The sequence below is a fragment of the Aquamicrobium segne genome (assembly GCF_042656785.1).
In the GTDB taxonomy this organism is placed as follows: Bacteria; Pseudomonadota; Alphaproteobacteria; order Rhizobiales; family Rhizobiaceae; genus Mesorhizobium; species Mesorhizobium segne.
Window position 1 is genome coordinate 13,936 of record NZ_JBHSLL010000009.1, and the last position, 20,879, is coordinate 34,814.

17 protein-coding genes and 1 pseudogene are annotated in these 20,879 nt (G+C 60.4%); 10 read left to right on the top strand and 8 right to left on the bottom strand.

Annotation, left to right across the window (positions count from 1 at the left end):
- Window positions 1–19: 19 nt before the first annotated feature.
- The 4 genes from ACFPLB_RS01935 to ACFPLB_RS01950 form a co-directional block, all read right to left on the bottom strand.
- On the bottom strand, window positions 20–325 hold the full coding sequence (locus tag ACFPLB_RS01935; protein WP_378227567.1) for a hypothetical protein: 306 nt from the start codon (window positions 323–325) through the stop codon (window positions 20–22).
- 179 nt (window positions 326–504) lie between these two features.
- Window positions 505–1,677 (bottom strand): FAD-dependent monooxygenase, encoded by a 1,173-nt coding sequence (locus ACFPLB_RS01940; protein ID WP_378227568.1) that lies wholly within the window; start codon window positions 1,675–1,677, stop codon window positions 505–507.
- Window positions 1,674–2,891, bottom strand: coding sequence for an MFS transporter (locus ACFPLB_RS01945; RefSeq protein ID WP_378227569.1), 1,218 nt, complete (start codon window positions 2,889–2,891; stop codon window positions 1,674–1,676). The genes ACFPLB_RS01940 and ACFPLB_RS01945 overlap by 4 nt, the downstream gene beginning before the upstream one ends.
- A 5-nt stretch (window positions 2,892–2,896) precedes the next feature.
- Window positions 2,897–4,897 carry a TonB-dependent receptor gene (locus ACFPLB_RS01950; protein WP_378227570.1) on the bottom strand — a complete coding sequence of 667 codons (2,001 nt, stop codon included), beginning with the start codon at window positions 4,895–4,897 and terminating at the stop codon, window positions 2,897–2,899.
- Between the two features lie 147 nt (window positions 4,898–5,044).
- Between ACFPLB_RS01950 and ACFPLB_RS01955 the strand changes: the two genes are divergently transcribed.
- Complete coding sequence (locus ACFPLB_RS01955; RefSeq protein ID WP_378227571.1) at window positions 5,045–6,076, top strand: helix-turn-helix transcriptional regulator; 1,032 nt, start codon at window positions 5,045–5,047, stop codon at window positions 6,074–6,076.
- Between the two features lie 21 nt (window positions 6,077–6,097).
- Here the strand turns inward: ACFPLB_RS01955 and ACFPLB_RS01960 are convergent, their stop codons facing one another.
- A complete protein-coding gene (locus ACFPLB_RS01960) occupies window positions 6,098–7,093 on the bottom strand; it encodes a serine hydrolase domain-containing protein (RefSeq protein WP_378227572.1) in 996 nt (331 codons plus the stop codon).
- On the opposite strand from ACFPLB_RS01960, the gene ACFPLB_RS01965 reads away from it, so the two are divergent.
- From ACFPLB_RS01965 to ACFPLB_RS01985, 5 genes and pseudogenes are all read left to right on the top strand, one after another.
- Entirely contained in the window at window positions 7,074–8,120 is a 1,047-nt protein-coding gene (locus ACFPLB_RS01965; RefSeq protein ID WP_378227573.1) for an ABC transporter substrate-binding protein, read from the top strand. The genes ACFPLB_RS01960 and ACFPLB_RS01965 overlap by 20 nt on opposite strands.
- Window positions 8,120–8,920 (top strand): annotated as a pseudogene (locus ACFPLB_RS01970) (siderophore-interacting protein). The gene ACFPLB_RS01965 and the pseudogene ACFPLB_RS01970 overlap by 1 nt, the downstream one beginning before the upstream one ends.
- The gene (locus ACFPLB_RS01975; protein WP_378227574.1) at window positions 8,917–9,897 is read left to right on the top strand and encodes a FecCD family ABC transporter permease; all 981 of its coding nucleotides are present in this window, start codon (window positions 8,917–8,919) and stop codon (window positions 9,895–9,897) included. Before ACFPLB_RS01970 ends, ACFPLB_RS01975 begins: the two are co-directional and overlap by 4 nt.
- A gap of 1 nt (window position 9,898) precedes the next feature.
- Entirely contained in the window at window positions 9,899–10,927 is a 1,029-nt protein-coding gene (locus ACFPLB_RS01980; RefSeq protein WP_378227576.1) for a FecCD family ABC transporter permease, read from the top strand.
- Window positions 10,924–11,715: an ABC transporter ATP-binding protein gene (locus tag ACFPLB_RS01985; protein ID WP_378227578.1), complete on the top strand. Its 792-nt coding sequence runs from the start codon at window positions 10,924–10,926 to the stop codon at window positions 11,713–11,715. Before ACFPLB_RS01980 ends, ACFPLB_RS01985 begins: the two co-directional genes overlap by 4 nt.
- Here the strand turns inward: ACFPLB_RS01985 and ACFPLB_RS01990 are convergent.
- Window positions 11,692–13,911, bottom strand: coding sequence for a TonB-dependent siderophore receptor (locus tag ACFPLB_RS01990; RefSeq protein WP_378227579.1), 2,220 nt, complete (start codon window positions 13,909–13,911; stop codon window positions 11,692–11,694). The genes ACFPLB_RS01985 and ACFPLB_RS01990 overlap by 24 nt on opposite strands.
- Window positions 13,912–14,093: 182 nt before the next feature.
- Between ACFPLB_RS01990 and ACFPLB_RS01995 the strand changes: the two genes are divergently transcribed.
- From ACFPLB_RS01995 to cydC, 3 genes are all read left to right on the top strand, one after another.
- A complete protein-coding gene (locus tag ACFPLB_RS01995) occupies window positions 14,094–14,969 on the top strand; it encodes a helix-turn-helix transcriptional regulator (RefSeq protein ID WP_378227580.1) in 876 nt (291 codons plus the stop codon).
- Window positions 14,970–15,448: 479 nt separating this feature from the next.
- Entirely contained in the window at window positions 15,449–17,110 is a 1,662-nt protein-coding gene (locus tag ACFPLB_RS02000; RefSeq protein ID WP_378227581.1) for an ATP-binding cassette domain-containing protein, read from the top strand.
- Window positions 17,107–18,954: a thiol reductant ABC exporter subunit CydC gene (gene cydC / locus ACFPLB_RS02005; RefSeq protein ID WP_378227582.1), complete on the top strand. Its 1,848-nt coding sequence runs from the start codon at window positions 17,107–17,109 to the stop codon at window positions 18,952–18,954. Before ACFPLB_RS02000 ends, cydC begins: the two co-directional genes overlap by 4 nt.
- A 134-nt stretch (window positions 18,955–19,088) precedes the next feature.
- Here cydC and ACFPLB_RS02010 read toward each other — a convergent pair whose 3' ends face one another.
- Both ACFPLB_RS02010 and ACFPLB_RS02015 read right to left on the bottom strand, forming a co-directional pair.
- Window positions 19,089–19,385, bottom strand: a complete 297-nt coding sequence (locus ACFPLB_RS02010; RefSeq protein ID WP_378227583.1) for a hypothetical protein — start codon at window positions 19,383–19,385, stop codon at window positions 19,089–19,091.
- A 19-nt stretch (window positions 19,386–19,404) separates the two neighbouring features.
- Complete coding sequence (locus tag ACFPLB_RS02015) at window positions 19,405–19,650, bottom strand: hypothetical protein (protein ID WP_378227584.1); 246 nt, start codon at window positions 19,648–19,650, stop codon at window positions 19,405–19,407.
- 11 nt (window positions 19,651–19,661) lie between these two features.
- Between ACFPLB_RS02015 and glf the strand changes: the two genes are divergently transcribed.
- On the top strand, window positions 19,662–20,816 hold the full coding sequence (gene glf / locus ACFPLB_RS02020; RefSeq protein WP_378227587.1) for a UDP-galactopyranose mutase: 1,155 nt from the start codon (window positions 19,662–19,664) through the stop codon (window positions 20,814–20,816).
- The last annotated feature ends 63 nt before the right edge of the window (window positions 20,817–20,879 follow it).

Below are 20,879 nucleotides of genomic sequence, written 5' to 3' on the forward strand. Positions count from 1 at the left end.
CACATGGCGGGCAATGTGTTTATATTTTCTGCGATGCAGTTTGCAGCTCTTCACGGGCCTCATCCAACCGGCGCATCGCCTCAAACAACGCTTCACGATCACGCCAATGCGCTTCGTAGAGCGTCACGAAAATGATGTTGGTCGTCTCATGCGGCTGCGGCGCGTCATTGGCGCGGGCAAGACTCTCATCGGCCAGGCGCTTCGCCCTGGAGACGAGCACCGTCAGCGCCTCGACCCTGCCAGCAAGCTCGTAATGGTGGCTCGAAGCCGCGGCCCCTGCGCCATTTGCGAATGGCGCTCCATGCGTTGGTCTGAAATGCATCATGCTGCCCGTCTCCTGACAGTGACATTGTCGTCGCCCTTATGAAACCGACTGGGCCTCCCCAAGCGAAGCGACGCAACTGTAGCCTGCAAAGACGTTGGAGGGAATATCAAACTATACTATTTTTATCATATTTAAGAGCATGCAGCATGCGAAAATGGGTACGGACCGCCAGATTGCCCTCAGTCGCGGGTTTTGAGCAGTTCCATTTCCGACCTGATGGTCCCGCTCAGATAATGGCCGAGCCATTTTCGCGGCATGTTGCGCATGATGAAGTTTCGCAGATTGAATGCAAAAGCACTCTGCGGAATGAACATGGCCGCCATCTTGCGGCTGCGGGCCTGAAGCCTGCCGATGACGGGGCGCAATTTCCTGTCGTGGCGCGCCAGCGCTTCGGGCAAGTTCGCGCAGCCGGACAGCGCTTGACCAAGCATTTCCGCCGATGTCAGCGCCATTCCCGCACCCTGTCCGGACACCAGCGTGAGGCAGTGGGCGGCATCACCCAAAAGCAGCGCACGTCCGCGCGACCATTGCGGCAGATCGATCATGGTCAGGCTGTCAACCACCACGCTGCCCGCTGCCCGCTCGACAGTGCAAAGCAATTCGCGCACCTGCGGATGACTGTGTGCGCTCACGTCTTGCATAAGCCCTATCCGGTCCGGGATCTGTTCGAGCCCCGTTCGCGTGTCGCGCCATACATGCATGGCCGCCAGACGTCCGTCATGCAGGGCGTAATATTCAGCAAGATGGCCCGGCTCGGCATAGGAGAGAAAGTCCGTCTCGAAATCCTTGGGGGCATCGATATCATACACTGCGAAATAATAGCCCAGCGGTTGGAGGCAATCGCCGTCGGGACCGAACAGGCGCTGGCGGATGGCCGAACGGAATCCATCCGCGCCGATGAGCAGGTCGGCCTTGACCTCTTCTCCGGACGACAACACCACTGCGACATGATCGCCCCGGTCATCAAAACCCGTCACGGTCTGGCCGTAGCGCAGCGTTACGTTATCGGGCAGGATTTCAGCAAGCGCCCGGACCAGATCGGTCCTGCGAACCGCCAGATAGGGTAGATCGCGGATGAAATCACGATAGCGCAGGCGCAGGATCTCGCGCCCCGAGCTATCCTTGTAGACATTTTCGTTGATGTCATAGGCTACTGCCTGCAGGCGCTCATGAAGGCCCATGCGCCCGGCAGTCTCATAGCCCAATCCGGAAAGACCGAGCATATAGCCGTTCTCGCGCAGGCTCTGCCCCCGCTCGATGACCAGAGCCCGCCAGCCGGCTTTCTCCAGCCACCAGGCGGCGGCAAGCCCGGCGACGCCGGCTCCGGTGATAACAGCAAGCGGTCTGGTCATGGCAGCGTCCTTCTGGCAAGAAATCGTTCGCACAGGACCAGCCCGACCGGAGCAGCACATGCGGCCAGCAAGGCGATCATGAAAACCGCCGGGTAACCTGCCCGCGCCGCCATGACGCCACCAGCCATGCCCGCACAAGCCGCGACGATGGCGCTGGCGCACTGGAAGATGGTGAAGTCAACACCCGGCTGCGCTGATGATGCGAGCGCCATCAACCGGGCGTAGCTGACAACGAAGCCCGCCGCCATCATGCCCCCTTCCAGAACAAACAGTCCGGTCAGCAGCGGCAGATTATCAATATCGAAGACGATGGCTCCGGTGAGTGCGCCCAGCGTCAGCACATGCACACAGGCGACCGCCATCATCGCTCTTGAAGCGCCCAACCGCTGGGCGGCAAAGCCGCCAGCCAGCGTGCCCGCAAGACCTGCAGCCACGCCACCGCCGCCATTCAGCAAACCGAGTGCGGCAAGAGAAAGCCCTGCATCGACAAGGAACGGCCCCGCCAGCGCTTGCGCAAGACGCCCCCCGAGTTCGAAAACGATCGCCATGACGATACCGATGCGCACTTCGGGCCGACGAAACCCTTCAGAAAGGCGCGGCGGCGGAGCTTGTGCCGGCAAAACCACTTTGGGTTCGCGGGTCAGCGCCATTGGCATGGACATGAGAACCACAAGCAGCGCAAGCACCACTGACGCGCCCGCCCAGCCGACCATAGAATAAAGAAATACAAACAGGCCGCTGCCGAAGATCAGCCCCAGATAGCCGCCGCCGACCTGCGCGATATTGCCAAGGCCGCGGCGTTCCTGCGGGAATTGCTCGATCAGATATGCATCGCAGACGATATCGACGGTTGCAGATGCAGCCGCCATGATGATCAGGAGCGAAAGGATTACGGTAAAGTCCGCCTCCGCCGCGAGCGCGAACGCGACAAGCGCCAGCGCCACCACCCCTTCACCCGCCAGCATAAGTACGCGGGAACGGCGATGGCCACCCGAACCGAGGCGCCTGCGCTCGACCGGCGCGGCCCACAAGAACTTGACGGCCCAGACCAGCATGGCGAGAGAAACCATGCCGATCTTGTCGAGAGCGACATTCTCGGCCCGCAGCACAGCCGGCACTCCAAGGAAGGTCAGACCGCCGACGAGACTTTGCGCCGTATAGATGCCGCCGGCGGCAATGAACAGCCGCGTCAACGACGGATTTGCGGATGCCATAACGGTCAGAATTCCTTGCGCAAGGTCAGCCCGAAAGTACGCCCCTTGCCCAGCGTGCCCAATTCCTCGGGGCCAGACATATAGCCGGAGGTCTTGTAGGACTTGTCGGCGATGTTCTGGACATAAAGCCGCGCGGACAGGCCGTCGGATCGTGCGAAGTCAAGCCCGGCATCGAAGGTCGCAAAACCCTTCTGGCCGGAACTGTTCGCCTCGTCGAACCAGGTTTTCGACCAGGCGTTGACGGCGGCATTCGCAGTCAACGTGCCGCCGTAAAAATCCTCACTCAGCATATAAGCGACGTTGAGATGCGCGCTTGCATCCGGCGCATAAGGCACGCGGTTTCCATTGTAGGAGACGCCTGTTAGCGGATCGGTGAAATCGGTGAATTTGGAGCGACCCAAAGCGGCGTTTCCGGTAAAGGTCAGCCGGTCTGTCGCGCGCCATGTCGCTTCAAGTTCGATGCCGGTGCTGGTTGCCTCACCGGCGTTGCGAATAAACTGCTGCCCGAGCGGCCCGACATAAATCTGCTTGTCGGAAGAGCGGATATGATAGACTGTCGCCGACAGGTCGAGGTTTCCGTCGAGCAGGGTGGACTTGACGCCAGCCTCGAAATTCCATGCAGATTCCGGGTCGTAAGGAGCAGCGTCGAGCAATGACGAAATGCTGTGGTTGAAACCGCCCGGCTTGTAGCCGCGCGAGACCACACCGAACAGGCGGGTTTCAGGATTGAGCTGATAGGCGAGCGCCAGCTTCGGCTGAAGACTGCTGAAATCGGCAGCACCTTCAAAGTCGAACCCCATACCGGTGCTGTAAGCATCCTCACGAAACGCAGAAATTTTCGAGCGATCATAAGTCGCCCGCAAGCCGCCGGTGACGTCGAAGTCGGGCGTAACGTGCCAGGTCAACTCGCCAAAGGCTGCTGTGCTATTGGTGACGACATTGTTCGTGCTCGCGCCGTACCAGGGCGCGACGGCGCTCTTGGGCGCATTGAAATCATTGTGGCTATACCAAAGGCCTGCAACGCCGCTGAACTGCTCGCTTTCATAAGCCAGCCGCAGTTCCTGCGAAAAGTTCTTGTCGTCCTGGGGCCAGGAATAGCGCGAACCGGCCCCGGCGGAAAAATCACGCTCGACATCGCTGTGCTGGTAACTGGTGATACTCGACAGCGTGAAATCGGAGAACCTGTAGTTCCACTGGCCGGAAATCGTGGTTACGTCACGTTCAAGGCGCGGAATATCACCATAAACGCCACTGCGGTAGATCCTGTCATCAACGTCGGACTGGAACGAATAGAGTTCCTCGTGAGACAACAGGCGTTCCTTCGAAAAGCTCAACGACGCATCGAAATCGCCGCCGGTCGGCGCATAGCGCAAGGTGGCGCGCCCATAGCCATTGTTGGAGGTGTTGATGTCGCTCTTGCCGGTGGTGGCGTCGTCGATATCGCCGGAGAAATGTTGGAAGTTGCCCGCAAAATCCAGATAGAGGGTATCTGGCGTCAGAATCGCGGTTCCACCGATCTCAACCGACGGCTCATCGGCACTGATGTTTCCCTGGATGTAGAAACGGTTATGGTCAGCTTTTCTGGTGATAATGTTGATTACGCCGCCATAGGCGTTGGCGCCGTAAAGCGTCCCCTGCGGCCCGCGCAGCAACTCAACCCGCTCGACATCGGTGAGCATCTGCGCAAAGCTGGACGGGACCTGCAGCACGCCGTCAACATAAACCTGAACAGTCGGGTTGAAATAATCCGGCGACGACATGCCGCGCACCGTGACATTCGAGTAAATCCGGTTGCCGCGATTACCCATGCTGACGCCGGGAAAGACCTTTTGCAGATCCTCGACTGTCTGGATGCCGCGCCGGGCGAGTTCCTCGCCGGTCACGACCGTCACAGAAGCGTCAATCTTGCCGATCTCCTGCTGGCGTTTGGAAGCGGTGATGGTGATCACATCCAGCACGGTCACGTCACCGTCCTGCGCGCCCACATGCCCGCTTCCCAGCGCCATCAGACATACCGAAGCCGATAAAACCAACCGTCCCCCACGCAGCATGTTGAACCTCTCTCAATACTGGAATAAAGTTGAGTTCTTTATTCCAGTTTAGGTTCCCGGGCTAACGTTCTGTGGGCCACAATTAGCGAAATCGGGACTAATATGGTGGAAAGAGGCAGCAGCAATCAGCTTTTCGGCGAATTTTCGCCAGATCGGGAAGCAGTCGGCGGGGACGACACTGTCGGATCCTGGAGGGAAAAGGTCGACTCGGAAATCGACAGTCTCGGCTGGCGCGAAGCGACCCGCATTGAGCAGCCAGGCGAGGATGTGACGATCTACATGATCGATGTGCTGCCGCCGCGCGATATCGTTTTCCGGCCAAAGGGACCCGCGACATTTTCGCTGTCAATCTTTCTGGATGGCGTCGGCGCACTTTGCGTCGATGGTGCGAAGCCGTTCGAGTTCCATGGCGGTTCGGCTGTTCTTTTCGCCTGTGATCGAATGACGGGCGGCGAAAATCATGTGCAAGCGGGCAAGCGGCTGCGTATTGTCGATATACGTGTCGAAAAGGCGCTTCTGGAAAGGCTGGGCGGCATCTCGCTGGCACGCCTTGGCGGTGCAGTCATCTCCGATCACAGTCTGCCCGAGCAGGATATCTACCTGATCGGGTTCAAGGCTTCACCGAAACTGCTGGGCGTTGCAAGCAGTCTTTTGAAATGCAATTTCGAAGAAGGTCCGGTCCGCCGCACCTATCTCTACAGCAAGGCGATCGAAGCACTTGGCATTGGCCTCGACACGCTGGTGCGAGCTTCCGGCGGCCCGGTGCTGCGACCACTCAAGAAGGAGGAGTTGCGCAAGCTGGAATTGGCGGTCCGACTGATTGAAGAAAGCTATAATGATGACTGGACAATAGCCCGGCTGGCCAAGACTGTCGGACTGAATGAGCGCAGGTTGAAAGAAGGCTTCCGGATCGCAATCGGCAAATCGGTCCACACCTATTTGCGCTCGACCAGAATGAATGCCGCAGCTGCCCTGCTTGCATCCGGGACTTCCGTCACCGAAACGGCGATGGCTGTCGGTTTCGACAGCCTGAGCCATTTCAGCAAGGCCTTCCGCACAGAGAAAGGCGTGCTGCCAAGCCAATATAGAGAAAGCGAACAGGCAACCGGCAGAATACGCCATTCTGGCGGATAAAATCACACGAATCAACGCCGCCTATGCGCTGCGCGAAGCCGACAATAACTCCACCAGAATACCTCTCGCCAGTTCTCCCGTCGCAAAATCCGCCCGATTCGCCAGTAAAACGATACCCAGACCCGCGCTCGGGGTGACGAGCAATAACGAGCGAAATCCGGCCCAGCCGCCGTCATGCCCGAAGACGGACCGGCCGCCGACCGTTTCAAGCTGCATGCCCGCGCCATAGGCGGTGTGCGAGCCATCGGCGAGGGTTGCCGGTGTGCAAAGCTGCAGGATCAGGTCGGCAAACAGCGAGGGCTGCATGAGTTCCAATGCCCAGCGGCCAAGATCTTCTATCGTGCTGTACACCTGGCCGTCGCCCGTCATCTCCCACATCGGCAGCACTTCGGGGCCGGTCGAGGTCTCATAGGAACACGCAACACCCGCAAGGCGCGCCGGCATCGCATCAACATAGCAGCTGTGGGTCATCCCCAGTGGCGCGAAGATGTTTTCTTGCGCAAACCGGGCGAGCGACTGCCCACTGACGCGCTCTACAATTGCCGATAAAAGCACATAGCCGCTGTTCGAATAGGAATAGCGGGTTCCGGGCCGGGTGGAAGACGGCTCCTGGGCCGCCAGAACGTCGAGCGTCTCGGCCATTCCCAGCCGATGCGCCAGCCCCCAGCCCTTCGCGTCAAACAGTTCCATATAGTCGGGCAGCGCCGACACATGGTTGAGAAGATGGCGGATAGTGACACCGGGTGCGGCCGTCCTCATTTGCGGCAACCGGTCCGCCAGCGGATCGTCGATGGACAACAGCCCCCGCCGTTCCAAGATCAGCACGCATAGCGCGGTGAACATCTTCGACACCGACGCGGTGTCGAACACCGTTTCCATCGTGATCAGCCGTCCACCCCGGATCGCGTCGCCATAGCCTTCGCAAAGGACCGGTTCCCCGTCGCGCCAGATACCGACGGCCACGCCGGGGCCGGGTGCGCTTATGCAGGCGCGGATCATGTCCCTGATCCGTGTCATCATGCTGTTTCGACCCTTTCGCGTGGACAAACCTGACGATAAATGTCATATATTCGCTCCATTCTCCGGTCGCAAGCATCCATCCTCGACAATGACACGACGACATTTCACCAGACGTGCGTTCGCCTTGAGCGGGTTGGCGCTATTTGCGCCGACAGCGACTTTCGCCGGGGGCCTTGAGGTCGCAACCGCATTCGGGCCGATGTCGATCCCGGCCGCGCCCGAAAGGATCGTCGCGCTCGACGCGGCAGCGGCGGTGGCGGCCAATTACGGCCTGAAGCCTGTCGGCGTCACGGCCGTCAGCCGCACATCGTTGACGGAGGCCGGGGCACAGACCCTCAGGGATATTCCGGTCATCGGCGCATCAACCTATGGCGGGCAGCTTCGCTATGAGGCGATATTGGCGCTGAGGCCCGATCTCATCGTTGGCATGGTGCGCGGTGGCGCCGATCATTCGGCCCTTTACCGGAAGCTGTCGGCCATCGCGCCAACGGTGCTGATCCAGTCCGAAGGAGCCGGTGCGCTGCTGGAGACTTCCGACGCGCTTGCCGCCGCGATGGGGCTGGAAGCACAGGCCCGTTCCGACCGCGATGTCTACAACGCCCGCGTCGCCGCCTGCCGCGAACGCTGGTCGGATGCGCTGCAACGCGGGCCTCTGGCGGTGATAAGCGGGCGTGATCGGCAGATCCTCATCCACAGCCCGATTTCGTGGACGGGGCGGATTTTTCGCGACATTGGCGCGGCATTGCCGCCCGTCGCCCGCACCGACGAGGCCAACGGCGTCCAGCTTTCTTACGAAGAGGTCGATGAACTGGCCGATGTGCAGGGCTTTGTCTATCCGACACTCGACGGCCAGCCTTCGCCAGAGGTCCAGCCTGTCCTCAATCTACCGGGCTTTCGCCGCCTTCCCGCCGTCAGGTTGGGTCGGCTCACCGGCCTGTCAGATATCTGGCCGGAAATGCACCTGACCGCAAACCGCTTTCTCGACGGTCTCGACACCTTGATGAACAAACTGGATGCAGGATAATGAATCAGATCGCCGTTCAGCGGTTCCCGATCACATTGCGTGAGGTCGAGGTGGTCGGTGTCGAGGATTTGTCGCCGCGCATGCGGCGCATCGTCCTTGGCGGCGAGCAACTGAGCGCGTTCAACCGGGATGGGCGCGCAATGCCCACCTTCCAGAGTCTTGGTCCCGACGATCATGTCAAGCTCTTCTTCCCCGACCCGCGAACCGCCAGCATCGCGCTGCCGCGACAGGGTGAGGGGCGGCTTGAATGGCCGGATAATCCGCCTGCAATCTCGCGCGAATACACGCCCCGCGCCTATGACCCTTCGAGCGGAACGCTGATCCTCGATTTCGTGCTGCACGATGGCGGCATTGCCGGCGGCTGGGCCGCCGGGGCACGGCCTGGCGACAGGATTCATCTTGCCGGGCCGAAGGCCTCGATGCTGCTGCCGCAAGCCGAACGCTATCTGCTGATCGGCGACGAGACAGCCCTTCCCGCCCTTGCCAACTGGCTGGAGATGCTGCCCGAAACAGCAGCGGTGACGGCGACGGTCCTGATCGAGGACGAAGCCGCGCGCATCCCGTTGAAAGTGCCGGGATCGGCCGAAATCCGCTGACTGCTGCACGATCCGAGGCGCACCCAGGTGCTTGTCGATCTGGTCCGTGACGAGAGACTGGGGCAAGGCGTCTATCTGTGGGCGGCGGCCGAGCGCAAGGCCGTGGAGGCGCTGCGCGCGCATCTCGCCTCGCGCAAGGACGAAGGCGGCAAGTTCGACGTCTCGACCTACTGGACCCTGGGCCCGGAACAGGACATGGCATGATCGTCCGCCTTGGCCTGGCCGTAGCGCTGGCTTTTTGCATTCTGTGCATCCTGGCCCTCGCCAGCCTCGCGATCGGCGCAAAATCCCTGGCCATTGGTGAGGTGTTCGCCGCGCTTGGCGGCGAGGCTTCCGCCACCGCCCACGAGATCGTCGCCATGCGCCTGCCGCGCACGCTGCTGGCCATCCTGGCCGGCATCGGCTTTGCGCTGGCCGGGGCGGTGATGCAGGCCGTCACCCGCAATGTGCTTGCCGATCCGGGCATCATGGGCGTCAATGCAGGCGCAAGCCTTGCCGTCATACTGTGCGTCACGCTCACCGGCATGGCGCAGCCCATGGCGCTGGTCTGGGTGGCGATGGGCGGCGCGTTGGCGGCTGGCGCTGTCGTGCAGATATTCAGCGTGCTCGGCGGTGCGACGGCGCTGCGCCTCGTTCTGTGTGGCGTGGCGATGAGCGCCATCGCCGGCGGAGCCGGGTGGGCGATCACGCTTTCGGACCCCGATCTTTTTCGACGGGTTCTGGTCTGGGTTGCGGGCTCACTGATCGTCACCGATTTCCAGCCGGTCCGGGCGGTCGCTCCCTTCGTGCTGGCGGGCGCATTGCTGGCGCTCGTGCTTGGCCCTCGCCTCAACGCCGTCGCGCTCGGCAACGATCTGGCGCGCGCACTCGGCGTCGGCATGGCCGGCACGCAAATGGCGGCAGCCGCCTCGGTCATCGTGCTGGCTGGCGCGGCGACCAGCGCCACCGGGCCGGTCGGCTTCGTTGGCCTGCTCGCACCGCTGGCTGCGCGCGCAATCATCGGCGTCGACCAGCGCGCGATCCTTGTTCTGACCGCGTTGCTCGGCCCGGTCCTGCTGCTAAGCGCCGACCTTCTCGCCCGGGTGGTGCTGCCGCAAGGCGAAGCGCCATTGGGCATCGTGATGGCCTTTGCCGGTGCGCCGGTGCTGATCGGGCTGGCCTACAGGATCGGAGATCTGTGAGATGAGCCTTATCATCATATCTCCCGTCGGCGGTATCGCGCTGAAGACCAGTCCGCGGCGGCTCATCACCGGCCTTGTCCTGTGTCTTGCAGGCCTTGGCATAGCCATCTGGACGCTTTCGAGCGGCGACTATCCGCTCAGTTTCACACAGGTGCTGGATGCGTTGCGCGGCAGGGGCGACGAGGCCGCGCACATGGTCGTGATGGAATGGCGGCTGCCGCGCACCGTCGTCGCCTTGGTGGCCGGTGCGATGCTCGGCCTTGCCGGTGCGCTGTTCCAGTCGGTGTTTCGCAATCCGCTCGCCAGCCCCGACGTACTGGGCTTCGACGCCGGCGCCTATTTCGGCGCCATGGTCGCGATGCTGGTCTTCGGCGGCGGGTTTCTTCTGGTGGCCGCGGGGGCCTTGTCCGGCGGCGCGCTGGCCCCGCTTGCGGTCTATCTCTTCGTGGCCCGTGGCTTGAGCGGCTTTCGGCTGATCGTGGTCGGCATCGGCGTCAGCCAACTTTTCTTCGCCGCCTCGCAATGGCTGCTGCTGCAAGCCGGCGAGGAAGCAGCGGTGGCGGTGGCGAGTTGGGGGCTTGGGTCGCTCAACGACATGGACAAGGACCGCCTCTTCTATCTTTGCGTCAGCGCCGTCCTTCTGATTCCGCCCGCTTTGTCGCTGGCCCGCTTACTGCGCCAGCTTGAACTCGGCGACGCCATCGCAAGAGGATCCGGCCTCGACCCCAACCGCACGAGGCTATCGGCGATCCTGATCGGGCTTTTTCTGTCGGCGCAGGTCACCGCTCTGGTCGGTCCAATCGGCTTCATCGCCCTGGTCGCGCCACAGATCGCAAGGCGGCTGACGGCAGACGGCGACGCGGCGCTGGTTCATACAGCACTTTCTGGCGCGGTCCTGCTTAGCGCATCGGATCTGCTGGCCCAGAAGATACCGACCGGCACGCCACTGCCGGTCGGCGTCGTCACGCTGGTTCTGGGCGGGTTGTGGTTCTTCTGGCTGTTGCTGCGTTCGGGGCGCGTCAAAACATGAATTGCCGTCTTCATCTCGATCACGTCAGCGCTGCCTATGACGGCGTTTCAGTGCTGGAAGACGTCAGCCTTTACCTGCCGGACGGGGCGTTCACCGCCATCATGGGCGCCAATGGCAGTGGCAAATCGACCTTGCTGAAGCTCTTGGGCGGGGCCATTGCGCCAACCGGAGGCAAGGTGTCGCTCGACGGCAAGCCGGTTTCCGGCCTGCGCCCCCGCCATCTTGCCCGCGACATTGCGATGCTGCCGCAATTCCCGCTTGCGCCTGAGGGCATTCGCGTCGCCGAACTGGTCATGCGCGGCCGTTTCCCGCATCAGACGGTGTTTCGGCAATGGTCGGCTGCGGATAAGGCAGCGGTGGATGCCGCCATGGCGCAGGCCGGGGTGGCCGATCTTGCCGACCGGCTGGTTTCGACCTTGTCGGGCGGGCAAAGGCAGCGCGTCTGGATCGCATTGGTACTGGCGCAGGACACGCCGATCCTGCTTCTGGACGAGCCGACCAGCTTTCTCGACATCGCCTACCAGATCGAGGTGATGGCGCTTTTGAGCGAATTGTCCGAACGCGGCCGCACAATCATTGCGGTTCTCCACGACATCAACCAGGCCAGCCGCCACGCCAGCCATCTGGTGATGCTGGGCGGCGGACAGGTGGCCGCCGCCGGCCGGCCGGACGAGGTCGTGAGCGTTACAACCGTGCGCGCCGTCTTCGGGCTGGAAAGCGTGATCGTGCCGGACCCGGTCACGCTCACGCCGATGGTGGTGCCGTCAGAATTTCGCCGAAACCGATAGGGTGCCCGTGCGGCCATAGTCGAAGCCGCAGGTCCAGACGCTGCCGCACCCGGCGACATATTTCTTGTCGAAGACGTTGTTGACCGAAAGGTTCAGCTGCCCACCGGGAATCCACTGGTCGAGCGGCGCCGAAAGCCTGAAATCGACCAAGGCATAGTCGGGGATCTTCATGCCAGCATAGCCCGACAGTGTTTCGATGTCGCCTCCCCGGCTCGAGCCGGTGTAGCGCAGGCCCGCTCCCAGCCGCCACGCCTCAAACATGCCGGCCGGTACGGTATAGTCGACCCACAGGCTCGCCTGATGGTTCGGCACAAAGAGGACGGGCTGTCCCAGTTCTTCCGGGATCTCGCTCTTTGTGACCTTGTGGTCGAGATAGGAATAGGCAGCGGTCACCGACCAGCCATTTTGCAGATCGGCCTTGAGTTCAGTTTCGAAACCACGGATGCGGACCTCGCCGGTCTGCACCTGATCGGGCCATCCATAGACGGGATCGTCGGTCAGGCGGTTGGTCTGGCGAATATCGAAGACGGAAGCCGACCACAAAAGATCGTCCGACGGCGCATAGCGGATACCGACTTCATATTGCTCGCCGGTCATCGGCTTGAAGACGTCGCCATCGGCGGTGGCACCCAGCACCGGCTGAAACGAGGTGCCGTAGCTTGCATAGGGCGCAAACCCGTTGTCGAATCGGTAGAGCAGGCCAAGCCTGCCGCTCGTCGCCTTGTCCTTCTGGTCGATCGACTCCATGTCGCGCCAGGTCTCGACATTGGATTTTCCATCGGTGAAATCCTGCCGCAGCGCGCCAAGCACCCGGAAATTGCCGATTTCCATCTGATCCTGGACATAAAGGCCGATCTGGCTCAAACGGGCGTCGATATTGCTCGACAGTTCGAAATCACCGACCGGCCCGGTCCCGTATACAGGGTCGAACATATCGATCGAAGGCGCGGTTCCCGAATAGCGGGAGGCGTCGAAGGTGCTGCGTGCAATATCTACACCGGCGACGATCTGGTGCCTGACCTGTCCCGTTTCCACCTGCCAGTTCAGCGAGGTGTCCGAAACCAGATTGTTGGCGTCACCGCTGGCATCGACGGCATAGCGGTCGATGGTGCGCCAGTCCCAGCCAGCCATCGAAGCGCCGAACATGTCGTTCTGGACCATATTGAGGGTCGACTGCACCTTCGACCAGCGCAGCGCATGGCGTAGGGTCAGATTGTCGGTGAAAACCGGCGTTTCGTAATCATAGCCGACAATATACTGGTTGCGGTCGTAACGGTTGAAATCCGGCTCTCCGGCAAAGAAGCTGCGCGAGATACGGCCATGCGGGTTGTCGTAGAGCGTGCCGTAGGCGGGAAGCCAGGAATAGTCGATGCCGCCGCGGTCGCGCTGAAGCTGCGCATAGGCGGTGAATTTTCCGTCGCCGACATCGACGCTGAAGGAAGGGGCGATGAGCAGTCGCGTGCGCTCGCCTTCCTCGACTTCGGAACCCGTCTTGCCGAACTTGCCGAGCAGCCGATAGGATACGGCGTCGTTGAGCGGGCCGGTGATATCGAAGGCCGCCGTCGGCTTGCCGAAACTGTCAATATGGCCCTCGACATGGCGGGAGGCCTCATCGCTCGGCCGCTTCGTCACCTGATTGATCATGCCGCCGGGCGGAAGCTGGCCATACATGGAAGACGACGGCCCCTTCAGGACTTCCACGCGCTCCAGCATCCAGGTGTCGATCTGGGGAATCGTCCAGTTATTGCCGCTGCCGAGGCTGGCGCCTGCCTGATAAGGCATCCCGTCCAGCCATGTGGCGTTATCCGTGTTGAAGCCGCGGATCGAGATTGAGTCGAAACGCGAATCGACGCCATCCGCCTCGACCGTCACACCCGGCGTATAGCGCAAGGTTTCGGAAAGCCGCGTCGCCGAACGGGAATCCATTTCCTCACGGCCAATGACCGAGATGGATTGAGGCACGTCAATGATCGAGGTGGCCGTCTTGGTCGCCGTCGCCGTCTTGCCGGCGAGATAGCCCTCGAAAGATCCGCGGGCGTCCTCATAGCCACCGGTGATGACGATCGGATCCAGGATTGTCGCCTGCCCGGAGACCGGCCCGACATCCTGCGCCAATGCCGCATGGCTGGCCAACGCCAGAACGATCACGCTTGCGCCCAGCTTCAGTGCCCGCACAGCCCCGCCGATCATGCCCATTATGCCTTGTCTCCAAAAAATATGTCCCCGTGTCAGGATCTCGACGCAGGGTAAACTTGACTGGAGGTCTCATGTATATGAATAGTGCCGGTGAAGTCGATTGCCGTGACCCCTGCGCAAACGGCAATTACCTGCGCGGTAACGGCATAAAGCCAATTTTCTGATGGAACACCTACGCCCCGATGTCGCATAGCCACCCGAATGCCGAGATTCCCAGCGACCTGTTCGTCGGCACGATGGACGGCGAGCCGAGTTGCACGCCCGATAACGAGATATATGACATCTGGCCGAAGCTGCTGGTGATGGTGTTCCTTCAGGGCGCACAGCATTTCGTGATCGACAACACGGCTTTTCGTATCGACGCCGGGCCGCCTGATGCGTCGACACCGCAGGTGCTGATGCTCAATATCGCACGCTATTCGAAGCTTCGTTTCGTCAATGACAGCGATTTGCCGCTGCGAAAGATCCAGATATCGGCACCGCTGCCGTGGATTGAGGAGTTGGTCGCCGCCCAGCCCGACGGGCTGCCCACCCTGCACGGATTTCTGGCCACACATCTAGCTGAATTTCGTTTCGAGCCCGACAAGCAGGCGCTCGTTCTCGCCGAGCAGATGATGGAGCCGCCGCCCTCCATAGAGGGCGAGATGCGGACCCTGTTCAAGAATGCACGCGCACTGGACCTCATCGGCCTGGCATGTTCGGCCCTGGTACGGTCGCGGGACTTGAAGAGGAAGCCCCGTCTGCAAACGCGCCAGCGATGTGAGCAGATCCGGGATTATATTCTCGCCCGCCTGGCCCAGCCGCTGTCCATAGAGCACATCGCTCGCGAGACAGGCGTCAGCGTCTCGTGGGTCCAGCGCCACTTCCGGGAGGAATTCGGCATCGGCGTCTTCGAGTTCATCCGTATCAGGCGTCTGGAGCTTGGTCGGCAGGCGCTTGAAAACGAAGGCGCCACCATTGCCCAGGCGGCTCATGCCGCGGGATATTCGGACGCCACGAATTTCACGGCTGCGTTCAAGAGGGTATTCGGATTCCCTCCCAGGAATCTGAGGCGCTGAGATGTAAGGATGGAAACGTCATCCTGGCATTACAGTTGTGTTTTCAGGTGTCTTTTTGAAGACATGAATTTCCATGACAAGGAGGCCATGGATGACTGGATTATCGATCAAGGCGATGCTGGAGCTTTGGGCGTCTTGTCTGCGCAACCGGATACCGGATTTATCCAATTTTCGGGGAAAACTGCATAGTCTGAAAAAATGCGATTCCAGGGACGATCTTGCGTTTGCGTGACAGGGAGCAAATCAGCGTGACGAATCCCGAAATGCATTTCATGGTAACGGGCCCGCAATCCACCTATAGATTTGTCGCGACCGGCATCGGTGCGGGTGGCATTCGGTTTGAGTTTCACTTTTCTGGAATGGACAGAGGGCACCCTTTGAACCGTGCTTCCTCAAGAGGCAGAACGGGGTGACCGTAGAAAATGAACCAACAACAGATTAAACCCTACCAAGAAGCCCCACCTCCCACGCGAGCAAAAGTGGCGAATGCACGCCATAACCGGGAATCCATTATCTCGCCCCAAGGGCGTCGCGATACCATAGTCGTTGGCAGTTTTCGTCTCGCCTCCGCAATTTGCATCGCAGGCACGCTTGTATCGATCGGCCACATGATCGATGGAGGCGGACGGACCGCACTTGTCTGGGCGATCATATTCACCGTCGCGGCCGGAGCGTTTGCTTTTGGCGAATTGTCCTGGGGCGGGCGCGCGGCACGCGCAGAAGAGCGTCGCCTGCGCATTTTACTGTTAAAGCGGCAGCATGCCTTGGCCACGGCTTCCAACAGCGATCCGGACGGAACGCCGCCAGCCCGGCTTGTCACCATGATGACCGACAACACCGAACGGCTGACCGAGTATCGTCAGGTCTATTTCGGCGCCACACTCGCCGCCATCATGATCCCCTTCCTCATCCTGTTTTATATCGGCATCGCGATCGATCCCGTCGTCGGCTTCGTTGTGATGATCCTGATACCGTTGATTCCACTCGGAATTCGCGGATTCATGCTCCTGTTCCGCAAGGCCTCGTCTGAATCACGCAAGCAACGCGATCAATTGTCGAATCGCTACCTCGACGCCATCCGCAATCTCAACACCATTCGGCTTTTGGGTGCGGGCAAACGGATCGAGGAAGAACTGGGCCGTCAAGGCGAAGCCAACCGCGGTGCAATCATGCGGCTCCTGGCCGGAAACCAGATCGTCATCATCGTGATGGACGGGTTGTTCTCGCTCATCCTGATCTGCCTTACTGCGGGCCTTGCCATCATGCGATCTGACTATCTCACGCCCGGAGAATCCGTCGCTGTCATGCTGTTGACGGTGTTGCTGCTCGAGCCCCTGCAACAGGTCGCCGGCTTCTTCTATATCGGCATGGGCGGACGCGCTTCGCAAAAAGCGATCGAGAGTTATCTGGCCAGCCAGACCGTTGGACCAAGCGCAGCGGTTACGCCAGATGCGGGCAGTTGGATCAATGACCGGCTCGACGTGCAACTGGAGAATGTGCATTATGATCACGGTCGTGGCGAGGTGCTCCGAGGAGTTGATCTCGAAGTGCCTCGGGGCGGGCGCGTCGCCATCGTAGGGCGCAGTGGCGCCGGCAAATCAACCTTGATGGGGATCATTCAAGGCACCCTTCCGCCACAAAACGGACATGCCGCTGTCGCTGGCCGCATTATCGATCCGCAAGCCCTGACCCTGACCAGATCCCTCAGCGCAAGCGTTGCGCAATCCACATGGATGTTTACTGGCACCATCGCCGATAACCTGCGCATTGCCAGGCAAGAGGCCACCGAAACTGAAATGTGGGACGCGCTGGAGCGTGCGCAAGTGGCCGATGAGATTGCACGCATGCCCCACCGACTCGATACACATTTGGGCGAAGGCGCCGCAGTGATTTCCGGCGGTCAGGCACAACGCATTTCACTGGCCAGGGCGCTGTTGTCGGGGCGCAGGTTGCTGCTCCTTGACGAGCCGACGAGCCACGTCGATATCGAATCTGAAGCCCGCATTATCGATGCGGTTGCCAATCTGCCGCGCGACTGGACAATCCTGATGATCACACACCGACCGTCTCTGCTCCGTATTGCAGATGCGGCTTATGAACTCAAAGAAGGAAAACTTGGACGATTGGAGCTTGCCGCATGATTACGGCCCAGCCAGATCCGCCGCTGCACGATATTGTCCGCTGGCTATTGCGCATCACCAGGCCGGTACATCCGCTGTTGCTGGTTTCATTGCTGTGCCGCATCATCAATCTTTTGCTGGATCTGGTTCTCTTCGGCCTTGCTGCCGGTGGCGTTGTCCATATGATGACGGGAGGCGGCAATCCCGGAATGCTCGCGGCCGCGTTGGTAGCGGTTGCTTTGTCCAAGGCCGCCTTTTACTACTTCGAGCAGTTCACCGGTCACTACGTTGCGTTCAAGGCTCTTGAACTCCTGCGGACCTTTGTCTACGCTAAAATATGGCCCAAGGCTCCGGCCTTCGTGACCCACTCCCGCTCCGGTGATGTGCTCACGAGCCTTACTCGCGACGTTGACCGGATCGAAGTCGTCTACGCACACACTTTCGCGCCCGTTATATCTGCATATGTTGTTGGATCGCTGGCGATTTTGATCGCCGGAATCCTGGCGGGCTGGAAACTGATCTGGGTCGTTGGACTGTGTCTGGCATTGTCACTCTTCGTGGTCCCATACATCGGCGCCCGCAGATCGTTCAACCAGACGCAAGCTACCCTGGAGGCCCGCCGGAATCTGGCACATCATATCACCGACACGGTGTTCGGTGTCGATGAGGTTATTGGATATGGGCGCGAGAGCGAACGTATTGCCGAAATGGATCAGCTCGGCGGGGAGGTATGCAGATCGGCGCGTACACCTCGCAATCTGGTTGCTTTCCGTCGCGGTGCAAACGTCACGCTTTCATTGGTTGCCACAATCTCGGTGGTATGGATCGGTATGGGCATGGCCGAGTCGCCCGTTGTCGTCGCTGCCGTGGCGGCAGCCTCGCTGCGATTGTTCAAGGGCCCGCGCGGAATTGAGGATTCCGTTGGCTATCTCGACCATTCATTGGCAGCGGCCCGTCGACTGTGGGAAATGAGCAATGCCCCTGAACGTGTGAGCGATGGCCCCGACGAACTAGCGCTTGAAGCCGCCCCGACTGTCAGTTTCCAATCGGTGCATTATGGCTATCCAGGTGCTGACGGCAGTGCGTTGCCCGACGCAATCATCGATGTTTCACTCCAGGTGCCAGCCGGCGGGCATGCGATTCTCGTTGGCCGCTCTGGATCGGGCAAGTCGACACTCATACAATTACTGCAACGTCACGATGACCCCCGTTCGGGACAGGTCGCCATCGATGGAGTTCCAGTTGACCGGTTCACTCTCGACTCGCTGCGCCGGAACGTGGTCGCCGTGTCGCAGAAAAACCAGCTATTGGCCACGACGCTTGCCGAGAATCTCCGCCTCGGCGCGCCTGACGCCACCGACGATGAGCTCTGGGAAGCACTTGCGATTGTCGGTCTTGCCGACGAAGTGCAAGCCATGCCCGAAGGTCTGGACACTCACACGGGGCAGAATGGTTCGGCCTTATCGGGGGGGCAAGCGCAACGGGTCTGCCTGGCCCGTGCTCTGCTTATGCATCCAAAAATCCTCGTGCTTGACGAGTTCACTGCGAATCTCAATATCGAGCTTGAGGATGAGATCCGCAAAGCCCTGGCCAAGTGGGATTCGGAACTGACCATTATCGAAATCACTCACCGCTTGCGCGCCACCGCGCATGCAGATGTGATTTCCGTCCTGGATCAAGGCCGAATTGTGCTTTCCGGCGGGCCGGCGGACGTAACCCCCGAAGCAATTGAAAGTCTGTTTCACGTTCGCCAGCGCTCGATTCAGGAGCACAGCGGCACCCAGGCGACAGAGGGGCGATCCAGCGCAGTTCGCTGCACCGCGGCTCGATCAATTGCTACTGGCACGAACACTTTCACATCCTGAACTTTGCAGACGCGGCCGTTCTCGATAAGCCGGTCAGGTTGTGTTGCAATGTTTTGAATACCGGCACTGTGGCAAGGAGACCCTCTGACATTATCGGAGGATTGAATGTTCAAGGGCCGCCCGTTACCCCCCCGCTATTGCTGGAGGGTTTCAATCAACGCAAGCGGAGCGTGATCGGCAAGTGGCATATCAACCGATAATCGCCCGACCGAAGTCAGATGCAGCGGTAAGATACCTTCAGTTCTTACCCGACAGGGCAGAATAAACTGCGACAGGGTCAAGAAAGGAATCATCACGCCTTGAAATGATGCGAAGAAAACAGCATTCGCAGCTGCACCGGCTTCATCGGAGATTTCTGTTCCCCAATCGCCCAGCACATAGGTGCTCGCGCCTGTTTGCCCATAACAAATTGAACCCGTTCCCAGGATCACAATCGCGCCGTCTTCACCACTATGCGCCGATAGCCAGGCAGAACGTTTTCTCCTGCAAGCCGGAGGCAATATCAAGCAGGCCGTCCTGATGGCCCACGGTTGCCACCGGGGCAAGGCAGAGATAATCATTGCCCGCAGCAGCGGCAATTTGCGCAAAGCGCTGGCCGCCGTCATGCATGGCGTTGAGGCAGATACCCACCCCAACGACTGAACGATCTACGTCGTGGCTGCGTCTTGCATGTGTTACAGTAAGAAGGACAATCAAGGAGAGGCACCATCAAGCATCGTCACATTCTACTGGTTGGAGCAAGCTTTTCCGGGGCCGTGATCGGTCGTGAACTTGCCGAGGCAGGACATCGCGTCACCGTTGCCGAGGCTCGCAGCCACGTCGCCGGCAACTGCCATACGGAACGCGACCCCGAAACCGGGGTGATGGTCCACATCTACGGTCCGCACATCTTCCACACGGACGACGTGGAAGTGTGGGCATATGTCAACAGGTTCGCGCAATTCAGGCCGTACACCAACCGCGTGAAAATCACCGCCCGGGGACAGGTCTTCTCGCTGCCTGTCAATCTGCACACGATCAATCAGTTTTTTGGTTCCACGATGCGGCCAGACGCGGCCCGCGCTTTTATCGCCGAACGCAGCGACACCTCGATTACCGATCCGCAGACCTTCGAGGAGCAGGCTCTGCGCTTCATCGGCAGGGAACTCTATGAAACGTTTTTCAAGGGCTATACGGCAAAGCAGTGGGGTCGCCATCCGCATGACCTGCCCGCCTCGATCCTGAAACGTCTGCCGGTGCGCTTCAGCTACGACGACAATTATTTCTCCCATGAGTTTCAGGGCATGCCCGCACACGGCTATACCGCGCTCGTGCAGACGATGCTTGACCACCCGAACATCGAAGTCGTCCTGAACACCACCATTGATCAAGCTGCAGCCAGTGGATACGACCACGTTTTCTACTCCGGGCCGATTGATGCCTGGTTCGGCCACGCCCTCGGGCGGCTCGCCTACCGGACGCTGGATTTTCACCGGTTTTCCTGCGAAGGCGACTATCAGGGCTGCGCGGTGATGAATTACGCGGACAAGGACATTCCCTGGACCCGCATCACCGAACACAAGCACTTGTCCCCCTGGGAGAGCCACGAGGGCTCGGTACTCTACAGGGAGCACCCGCGTGAGTGCGGCCCCGGTGACATTCCCTATTATCCGATACGGCTAGTGACCGAAAAGCAGATGCTTGCGGAATATGTCGAACGCGCCCAGGCCGTGCGTGGCATCACCTTTGTCGGGCGGCTGGGCACCTATCGCTATCTCGACATGGACGTGACCGTCCGTGAGGCGCTCGATACGGCGCGGCACTACCTCGCCTGTCTGGAAAGAGGCACAGCCATGCCTGCCTTCACGACCAGCCCACTTTAGGGTCGAAACCCAATCAGAGTATTGCGTAAATTTTTGAAATCAGATTCTGTGCATGTACAGACA